This is a genomic window from Kitasatospora sp. NPDC057738 (genome assembly GCF_042798815.1).
GTDB lineage: Bacteria > Actinomycetota > Actinomycetes > Streptomycetales > Streptomycetaceae > Kitasatospora > Kitasatospora lactacystinica.
The window spans coordinates 1-8,537 of record NZ_JBHVJT010000145.1 but is presented as its reverse complement, the minus strand read 5'-3'; the positions used below and the strand labels follow the sequence as shown (position 1 = coordinate 8,537).

The following is an 8,537-nucleotide window of genomic DNA, read 5'->3' as shown; positions in this document are numbered from 1 at the left end:
GGGCGTCGTTGGCAGTCTGAAAATCACCCGTCACGCCCCTCTCCGCACCCACCCCCTGCGCCGCCCCCTTCCGCAGCGCGTCCCTCTCGCGGGGGGCCTCGCTGGGGAGGAGGGGGCTCTCGGGGGTGCTCTCGGGGGGTGCTCTCGGGGGGTGCTCCTCTCGGTGGGGAGGGAGAGAGGTGGGCGCTGGGGGTGGGGGGCGGGGGGAAATGCGGAACCGGGGGACAAAGGGGGGGGAGGGGGGGGGGTTGGGGGGGAGGGGGGGAACGAGGCAGAGATCCCTTCCCGTGGCCTGCTCGGCGCCCCGCTCAGGCGGCCGGCAGGGCGTCCAGGGCGGCCCGCAGCCGACGCAGCGTCTCCGGGCGTCCCAGCAGCTCCATGGACTCGAACAGCGGCGGGGAGACCCGGCGGCCGGTGACGGCCACCCGCAGCGGCGTGAAGGCGAACTTGGGCTTGATGCCCAGCCCCTCCACCAGCGCCTCGCGCAGCGCGGCCTGGATCGGCTCCGGGGTGAAGTCCGCGAGCTCCTCCAGCGCCTTGATGCTGGCCTCCAGCACCGGGCGGGAGTCCGCGGTGAGCACCTTGGCGGCGTCGTCCGGGTCGAGGGCGAACTTCTCCGGCGCCACGAACAGGAAGCCGGCCATGTTCACGATCTCGCTCAGCACGACCATCCGCTCCTGGGTGAGCGGCGCCACCTTGGCGAGCAGGTCCAGCTGCTCGGCGGTGGGCTCGGCCGGCAGCAGCTCGGCGCCCTGGAGGAAGGGCACCAGGCGGCGGACGAAGTCCTCCGGGGCCAGCCGGCGGACGTGCTCGGCGTTGATCGCCTCGCACTTCTTCAGGTCGAAGCGGGCCGGGTTGGCGTTCACCTTGGTGACGTCGAAGGCGGCGACCATCTCGTCCATGTCGAACAGGTCGCGGTCCTCGGCCAGCGACCAGCCCAGCAGGGACAGGTAGTTGAGCAGGCCCTCGCGGATGAAGCCGCGCTCGCGGTACATGTTGAGCGAGGACTGCGGGTCGCGCTTGGAGAGCTTCTTGTTGCCCTCGCCCATCACGTACGGCAGGTGGCCGAAGCGCGGGGTGGTGCCGTTGCCGACGCCGATCTCGGCGAGCGCGGCGTACAGCGCGATCTGCCGCGGGGTGGAGGACAGCAGGTCCTCGCCGCGCAGCACGTGGGTGATGCCCATCAGGGCGTCGTCCACCGGGTTGACCAGGGTGTACAGCGGGGCGCCGTTCGCCCGGACGATGCCGTAGTCCGGCACGTTCTCCGGCTCGAAGGTGAGCGTGCCGCGGACCAGGTCGTCGAAGCTGAGGGTCTTGTCCGGCATCCGGAAGCGCAGGATCGGCTCGCGCTTCTCCAGCTTGTAGACCGCCACCTGCTCGTCCGTCAGGTCGCGGCAGTGCCCGTCGTAGCCGGAGGGCTTGCCGGCCGCGCGGGCGGCCTCGCGGCGGGCGTCCAGCTCCTCGGTGGAGCAGTAGCAGTAGTAGGCGTGGCCGGCCTCGTGCAGGCGGCGGGCGACATCGGCGTAGATGTCCATCCGCTGCGACTGGCGGTACGGCGCGTCCGGGCCGCCGACCTCCGGGCCCTCGTCCCAGTCGAGGCCGAGCCAGCGCATGGCGTCGAGCAGCTGGTTGTACGACTCCTCGGAGTCGCGGGCGGAGTCGGTGTCCTCGATCCGGAAGACCAGCGTGCCGCCGTTGTGGCGGGCGTAGGCCCAGTTGAAGAGGGCCGTGCGGACCATCCCCACGTGGGGGTTGCCGGTCGGGGAGGGACAGAAGCGAACCCGGACGGCCGGGTCAGTGTTAGCCACGCTTGATCACCTTGTTGGTGAGAGTGCCGATGCCTTCGATGGAGACGGCGACCTCGTCGCCGACGTTGAGCGGGCCCACCCCTGCGGGCGTGCCGGTGAGGATGACGTCGCCGGGCAGCAGCGTCATGGCCTCGGAGATGTGGACGATCAGCTCGGCGACCGAGCGGACCATCAGGGAGGTGCGGCCGGTCTGGCGGAGCTCGCCGTTGACCGTGCAGGTGATCGCGAGGTCGCTCGGGTCGAGGTCGGTCTCGATCCACGGGCCCAGCGGGCAGGCCGTGTCGAAGCCCTTGGCCCGGGCCCACTGGCCCTCGCGCTGCTGGACGTCCCGGGCGGTGACGTCGTTGGCGCAGGTGTAGCCGAGGATCACCTCGGGCACCCGGTCCAACGGCACCTCACGGCACATCCGGCCGATCACCACGGCCAGTTCGGCCTCGTGGTGGACGTCCGAGGAGAACGGCGGGTACGCGATGCTCTCGGTCGGACCGATCACCGAGGTGGACGGCTTGAAGAAGGTGAGCGGGGCGTCCGGGACCTCGTTGCCCAGCTCCGCCGCGTGCGCCGCGTAGTTGCGGCCGACCGCCACGATCTTGTTCGGGAGCATCGGGCTGAGCAGCCGGACGTCCTGGAAGCGGTAGCTCTCACCGGTGGGCTGGGGCTGGCCGAACGGGTGGCCGGCCAGCGCGTGGACGACCAGCGAGTCGGGCCGGGAAGGGTCACCCTCCACCACGCCGAAGGAGACGCTGCCGGCGGCAGGGCTCCCTTCCCGGACGGAGAACCTGGCAATGCGCACGGCTGGGACACCCCTCGCTTCGTCGGCCGCCCGGGGCGCGCCCGGGCGCTGGTGGGCGCCCCGCCCGCAGTGGGCGCGGCCCCGTCAATCGGCCTCCAGGCTATCGCGTGGGGGCCCGGCCGACCGCTTTGCCCCTGTTCAGGAGGGTCGGGGTCGAATGCCCCGCGAGGCGCGCGGGCGGGTCGCCGCCGCGGGCCGCGGGGGCGCCGCACAACGGCGAGGGCGCCGCCGCCACCGGGGTGACGACGGCGCCCTCGTCGCGGCGCCGCGGCGGTCAGTCCTGCAGGACGACGACCGGGGCGACCATCAGCCGGGTGCGGCGCGGGTTGGCGGTGGCGGCCGGCAGCTCGGTGCCGTAGGTCACGACGTCCTCGGGCTTGCGGGCGCCCGGGATCTTGCTGAAGTCCTCGACCGAGGCCAGCGTCGTCCGGCGGGGGTTCGCCGTGGGGCGGCAGGACAGCGTGGACTTGGTGGCGTTCTTCGCCTGGGACATCGAGAGCACCTCGTGGTCATGGCCGGGTCGATCGCGGCGATCGGCACCGGCCTGATGGATTCCGATTGATTCGGAGGGGTTCTGGGCAGGCTGATCGGGGCCGTGCTCCGGAGACAGCCAGGTTACGAGATCTCATTCCACAGAGGCCGTGACCAAAGCTACACATTAGACTGTGATTTTGCTCACAAAATGCCGAGCAAAGTGCAGATATCCGACATATCGCCGCACCGGGATTTTCCGGCATTTCGCCGATAAGGGGCATTCCGGAAGGTCTGCGACTCTTCCCGACCCCGGGTCCGCTTGGCATGTATCCGGCGAGTGTCCGAAAAAGGCGGTATTCCGGTCCTGTTACCGCACAGTCCGTGAGAAGACGCAAGCGGTCGGTAGCGCCGGGCGCCCGGTACGTGCGGCCCTTGTTGGGATTCCCCGGCTGTGCTGGAATGCGACGGACCGTGGGTAGGGAGTGGTCCACCCCGGTGCCCGCTCTCCCGGACCGGCCGGGGTGCGGATGGAAACTCGACACCGTCCAGGCCGTGGCGACGCGGCGGGACGCCCGGTCCAGAGGTTGCGACGCCAGTGCAGGGACGTTTCAAAAGGGGTAGCGGCGCCGCGGGTAACCCGGAGTCGCGTGAGCCTGTGGCAGCCCCTCAACAGGCGGCGGCCCCCAGCGGCCCGGCCGAGCCGGTGACACCCGAGGCCGTCGGCCACCCGGAGGAGGAGGGCCAGGAGCGGAAGTCCGCCCGGGACAAACTCCGCACCTCCCTGACCCGGCGCCGCGCCACCGGTCTGAACCGGCTCGCGATGCGCAACTGGCGCATCCGCACCCGTCTGATCGCGCTGCTCGCCCTCCCCGTGCTGGTCTCGCTGGTCCTCGGTGGCCTGCGCATCCAGAGCTCGATGGAGAACTCGCAGCAACTCGCCCAGATGGCCAACCTCTCCGACCTGGCCAAGAAGGCGACCAACCTCGCCGACGCGCTCCAGACCGAGCGAGACATCAGCGCCGGCCCGATCACCCACGACCCGGCCGCTCCGCTGGACGACGACATCGTCGCGGCCCGCAAGTCCACCGACGACCTGAGCCGCACCTTCACCGCCTCCTCCGACAAGTTCGAGAACCTCGAACTGTCCGGCGGAAAGGCGCTGTTGCTCCAGATCCGCAAGGACCTGAACTCGATCGCGGACACCCGCAGCCTGCCGTACCAGAACAACCAGAACATCCAGTCGACGATCACCGCCTACGACGTGATCATCCGCGACCTGCTGTCCATCACCCAGGACATCGCGCTCGCGTCGAACAACAAGGACCTGGTCGTCTCCACCCGCGCGCTCCAGCAGTTCTCGCTGGCGAAGAACGCGACCTCGCAGCAGCGGGCCCTGATCAGCGCCGCGCTCGCCAACCCGAAGACCCCCGACCTCAGCCCCAGCGACGAGTCCTTCGGTATCCGTCTGCGCAGCTCGTACGACAACGCGATCGCGAGCTTCAACAACATCTACACCGCGCACGACCTGGACAACCTGCGCAGCCAGCTGAGCTACAACTCGGTGGTCGCCGACGCCGACCGCTACGCCTCCACGATCCTCACCCAGAGCGGCATCCGCCAGACCGAGGCGGTCAGCTACAAGGACTGGTTCGAGAAGGCCAGCTCCAAGATCACCGCCGAGCGCCGGATCGAGTCCAAGCTCATCGAGAACCTGGACGGCAAGGCCCAGGACCTCCAGTCCCAGGCCGACGCCGACGCCCTGATCATCGGTGTCGCGGTCGCCCTGGTGCTGCTCGTCGCCCTCGGTGGCGCCGGTCTGATCGCCCGCTCGATGGTGCGCTCGCTGACCCGCCTCCAGGCGGCGGCCGAGGACGTCGCCGAGCGCCGTCTGCCCGAGCTGGTCAAGACCCTCTCCGAGGCCGACCCGCACGACGTCGACACCACGGTCGAGCCGGTCGCCGTCGACTCGACCGACGAGATCGGCCACGTGGCCCACGCGTTCGACATGGTGCACAGCGAGGCCGTCCGCCTCGCCGCCGAGCAGGCCCTCCTGCGAGGCAACATCAACGCGATGTTCACCAACCTCTCGCGCCGCAGCCAGGGCCTCATCCAGCGCCAGCTGTCGCTCATCTCCGAGCTGGAGAGCCGCGAGGCCGACCCGGACCAGCTGGCCAACCTCTTCAAGCTGGACCACCTCGCGACCCGCATGCGCCGCAACGGCGAAAACCTCCTCGTCCTCGCCGGCGAGGACCCGGGCCGCCGCTGGACCCGTCCCGTCCCGCTGGTCGACGTGCTCCGCGCCGCCGCCTCCGAGGTGGAGCAGTACGAGCGCATCGAACTCGCCGCCGTGCCGTCGGCCGAGGTCGCCGGCCGCGTCGTCAACGACCTCGTCCACCTGCTCGCCGAGCTGCTGGAGAACGCCACCTCGTTCTCCAGCCCGCAGACCCGCGTCCGGGTCACCGGCCACGCGCTGCCGGACGGCCGCGTGCTGGTCGAGATCCACGACACCGGCATCGGCCTGAGCCCCGACGACCTCGCCGAGATCAACGAGCGCCTCGCCAACCCGCCGACGGTGGACGTCTCGGTCTCCCGCCGCATGGGCCTCTTCGTGGTCGGCCGCCTGTCCCTGCGACACGGCATCCGCATCCAGCTGCGCCCCAGCGACTCCGGCGGCACCACCGCGCTGGTCATGCTCCCCGTGGACGTCACCAATTCGGGTGACCGCCGTGGCGCCGGCCGGGCCGGCTCCGGCCAGGGCAAGCAGCAGCGCGGGGTCACCCCGACGCCGCGCCAGCAGCGCCAGGTGCCGCCCGCCCGCCAGGGCGGTCCCGCCGCGCTCGGCCAGGGCCCGGCCGCGGGTGCCCCGCAGGGCGGTCGCCCGCAGCTCGGCCAGGGCGGTCCGGCCGCTCCCGCTCCGCAGGCCGGCCCGGGTGCGCCCGCCGGCGGTCTGCCGACCCGCCAGGTCGGCAAGTCGCTGCGGGAGAACCCGGCCCCGCAGGGCGGCGCTCAGCAGGGCCAGGGCCGACGGCCCGCCCAGCCGCAGCAGAAGCAGCAGGCCCCGCAGCAGCCGCAGGCGCCGCAGCAGCAGACTCCGCAGCAGGCCCAGCAGCAGGCCCAGCAGCAGGCCCAGCAGGGCGGTCTGCCGCAGCGCGCCCCGGGCCGCCAGGGCCCGCCGCAGAGCGGCCCGAACGGCCTGCCGCGCCGCGGCGGCCGTCCGCAGCAGCCCGGTCAGCCCCAGCCGGGTCAGCAGCAGGCCGGTCAGCAGCAGCCCGGCCGGCCCGGCCAGGAACGGCAGCGTCCCGGCGGCGAGTTCGACGGCGGTCCGGGTGCCCGGACCGGCGAGCAGCCCCAGCACGGCCGCCCCGGCGGTCCCGGCACGCCGCAGCAGGGTGCCCGTCCGGGCAACCGTCCGCAGGACGGCCTGCCGCAGCGCCGTCCGGCCCCGCAGGGCCCCGGTGCCCCCGGCCGGCCCGCCGGCCAGGGCCCGCGCGGTCCGCAGCGCCCCGGCCCGGACGCGCCGCAGCGCGACCGTCAGCCGCAGCTGCCGCCGCAGGCCCAGCAGCAGCCCCAGCCGCTGCCGTCGGCCGAGCCGGCGCCGGTGGAGAGCACCCAGCAGTTCGCCCGCCCGCGCTTCGAGGCCAGCCAGATCGACCCGCGCGATCCGCTGGGCCTCGGCCTGGTCGAGCCGGTGCTGCCGAACGTGCCGAACCCGCCGCGTCCGGAGCCGGTGCGCCAGGAGCAGGCGCCGCAGCAGCCGCAGCCGCTGCCGTACCAGGAGCCGATGGCGCTGCCGACCGGTCCGTCCGAGGCCGGTCAGCGGCCCGGCGGCGAGCAGCCGTGGGCCCCGCAGGCCGACGGCCAGCAGGCGCGGCAGCGGTCGTACCAGCCGCGCCGCCCCGGCACCTCCTCGCCGGAGTTCCAGCCGCAGGCCCAGGAGCAGCAGGCTCCGCAGCAGGCACCCCGGCAGCAGGCGCCCCAGCCGGCTCCGCAGCAGCAGGCCCCGCAGCAGCAGCCGCAGGCCCAGCAGCAGAACCAGCAGCAGCCTCCGCAGCCGCAGGGCCAGCAGCCCGGCGACGCGCCGTGGCGTCCGTCCGCGAACGACGAGCGCTGGCGCCGGGCCGAGCAGATCCGCGAGCCCTCGACCAGCGGTGTCACCATGTCGGGCCTGCCCCGGCGGACCCCGCAGGCCAACCTGGTCTCCGGCACCGCCGAGGCCTCGCCGCTGACCGGTCCGCAGGTCTCCCGGGCCCCCGAGGAGGTCCGCGGCCGGCTGACCAACCTGCGCCGCGGCATCCAGCAGGGCCGCCGCGTCGGGGCCGAGCAGGCCGCCAACCAGTCGGGCTTCCAGCATGGTGCCCAGCAGCCCGGATTCGATAGTTTCGGTGGCCGGAGCGACGGCAACGGCGCAGATCACCAGGAGCGTTGAGTTGAACCAGATGAGCCAGGCCGCACAGAACCTGAACTGGCTGATCACCAACTTCGTGGACAACACCCCCGGGGTGTCCCACACCGTGGTGGTCTCCGCGGACGGCCTCCTGCTGTGCATGTCCGAGGGCTTCCCCAGGGACCGGGCCGACCAGTTGGCGGCGGTCGCCTCCGGTCTCACCTCGCTGACCAACGGTGCGAGCCGGATCTTCGAGGGCGGCGAGGTCAACCAGACCGTGGTCGAGATGGAGCGGGGGTTCCTGTTCCTGATGGCCGTCAGCGACGGCTCGGCGCTGGCCGTCCTGGCCGCCCCGGACTCCGACATCGGCCTCGTCGGCTACGAGATGGCCCTGCTCGTCGACCGGGCCGGCGCCGTCCTCACCCCCGCACTCCGCGCGGAACTCCAGGGCAGTCTCCTGCACTGACCCGGGGCTCCCGCGCGGATCCGCCCACCCCGTCCCACCTGCCCTCGCCGGGTCCGACCCGACCGGACCCGGCGAACCACCCTCAGCTACCCTCAGGCAGCTGATCTCGCCTCAGCTGGCACCGCCCCAGCTGGAACCGGCTGCTCAAGGCTGCAGCACTAGGAGGACCCATGACCCCGCCTTCGACACCCGCCGGCTCGTACGGCAACGGGTACGGCAGCGGCTACGGCGGGCAGCAGTCCGACGGCTACGAGCAGCAGCCGCTGGTCCGCCCGTACGCGATGACCGGCGGCCGGACCCGCCCGCGGTACCAGCTCGCCATCGAGGCCCTGATCTCCACGACCGGCTCGGCCGACCGGACCACCGGACTGCTGCCCGAGCACGCCCGGATCGTCAGCCTCTGCCGCGAGGTCAAGTCCATCGCGGAGATCTCCGCACTGGCCGGCGTGCCGCTCGGTGTCGCCCGCATCCTCGTCGCCGACCTTGCCGAGGCCGGTCTCGTCGCCATCCACCAGCCCGCCGCCGCGGGCGAGTCGGGCGGAACGCCCGATGTCACGCTGCTCGAAAGGGTCCTCAGTGGACTTCGCAAGCTCTAACGCGGCCGCCCCCACC

The 8,537-nt window shown here is 72.6% G+C and carries 6 protein-coding genes; 3 read left to right on the top strand and 3 right to left on the bottom strand.

The features are described from left to right. Positions 1 to 308 precede the first annotated feature (308 nt). The 3 genes from gltX to ACFVGO_RS38950 all read right to left on the bottom strand — a co-directional run bounded on the left by gltX (position 309) and on the right by ACFVGO_RS38950 (position 3,094). On the bottom strand, positions 309 to 1,808 hold the full coding sequence (gene gltX / locus ACFVGO_RS38960; protein ID WP_380357113.1) for a glutamate--tRNA ligase: 1,500 nt from the start codon (positions 1,806 to 1,808) through the stop codon (positions 309 to 311). Beyond that, a complete protein-coding gene (locus tag ACFVGO_RS38955) occupies positions 1,801 to 2,601 on the bottom strand; it encodes a fumarylacetoacetate hydrolase family protein (protein ID WP_359915358.1) in 801 nt (266 codons plus the stop codon). Before ACFVGO_RS38955 ends, gltX begins: the two co-directional genes overlap by 8 nt. A gap of 274 nt (positions 2,602 to 2,875) precedes the next feature. Then, the gene (locus tag ACFVGO_RS38950) at positions 2,876 to 3,094 is read right to left on the bottom strand and encodes a hypothetical protein (protein WP_359915360.1); all 219 of its coding nucleotides are present in this window, start codon (positions 3,092 to 3,094) and stop codon (positions 2,876 to 2,878) included. 636 nt (positions 3,095 to 3,730) lie between these two features. Between ACFVGO_RS38950 and ACFVGO_RS38945 the strand changes: the two genes are divergently transcribed. The 3 genes from ACFVGO_RS38945 to ACFVGO_RS38935 all read left to right on the top strand — a co-directional run bounded on the left by ACFVGO_RS38945 (position 3,731) and on the right by ACFVGO_RS38935 (position 8,521). After that, entirely contained in the window at positions 3,731 to 7,501 is a 3,771-nt protein-coding gene (locus ACFVGO_RS38945; RefSeq protein ID WP_380636892.1) for a nitrate- and nitrite sensing domain-containing protein, read from the top strand. A gap of 10 nt (positions 7,502 to 7,511) precedes the next feature. Beyond that, positions 7,512 to 7,925: a roadblock/LC7 domain-containing protein gene (locus ACFVGO_RS38940; RefSeq protein WP_359915368.1), complete on the top strand. Its 414-nt coding sequence runs from the start codon at positions 7,512 to 7,514 to the stop codon at positions 7,923 to 7,925. Positions 7,926 to 8,095: 170 nt separating this feature from the next. Beyond that, positions 8,096 to 8,521, top strand: coding sequence for a DUF742 domain-containing protein (locus ACFVGO_RS38935; protein ID WP_359915364.1), 426 nt, complete (start codon positions 8,096 to 8,098; stop codon positions 8,519 to 8,521). Positions 8,522 to 8,537 lie beyond the last annotated feature (16 nt).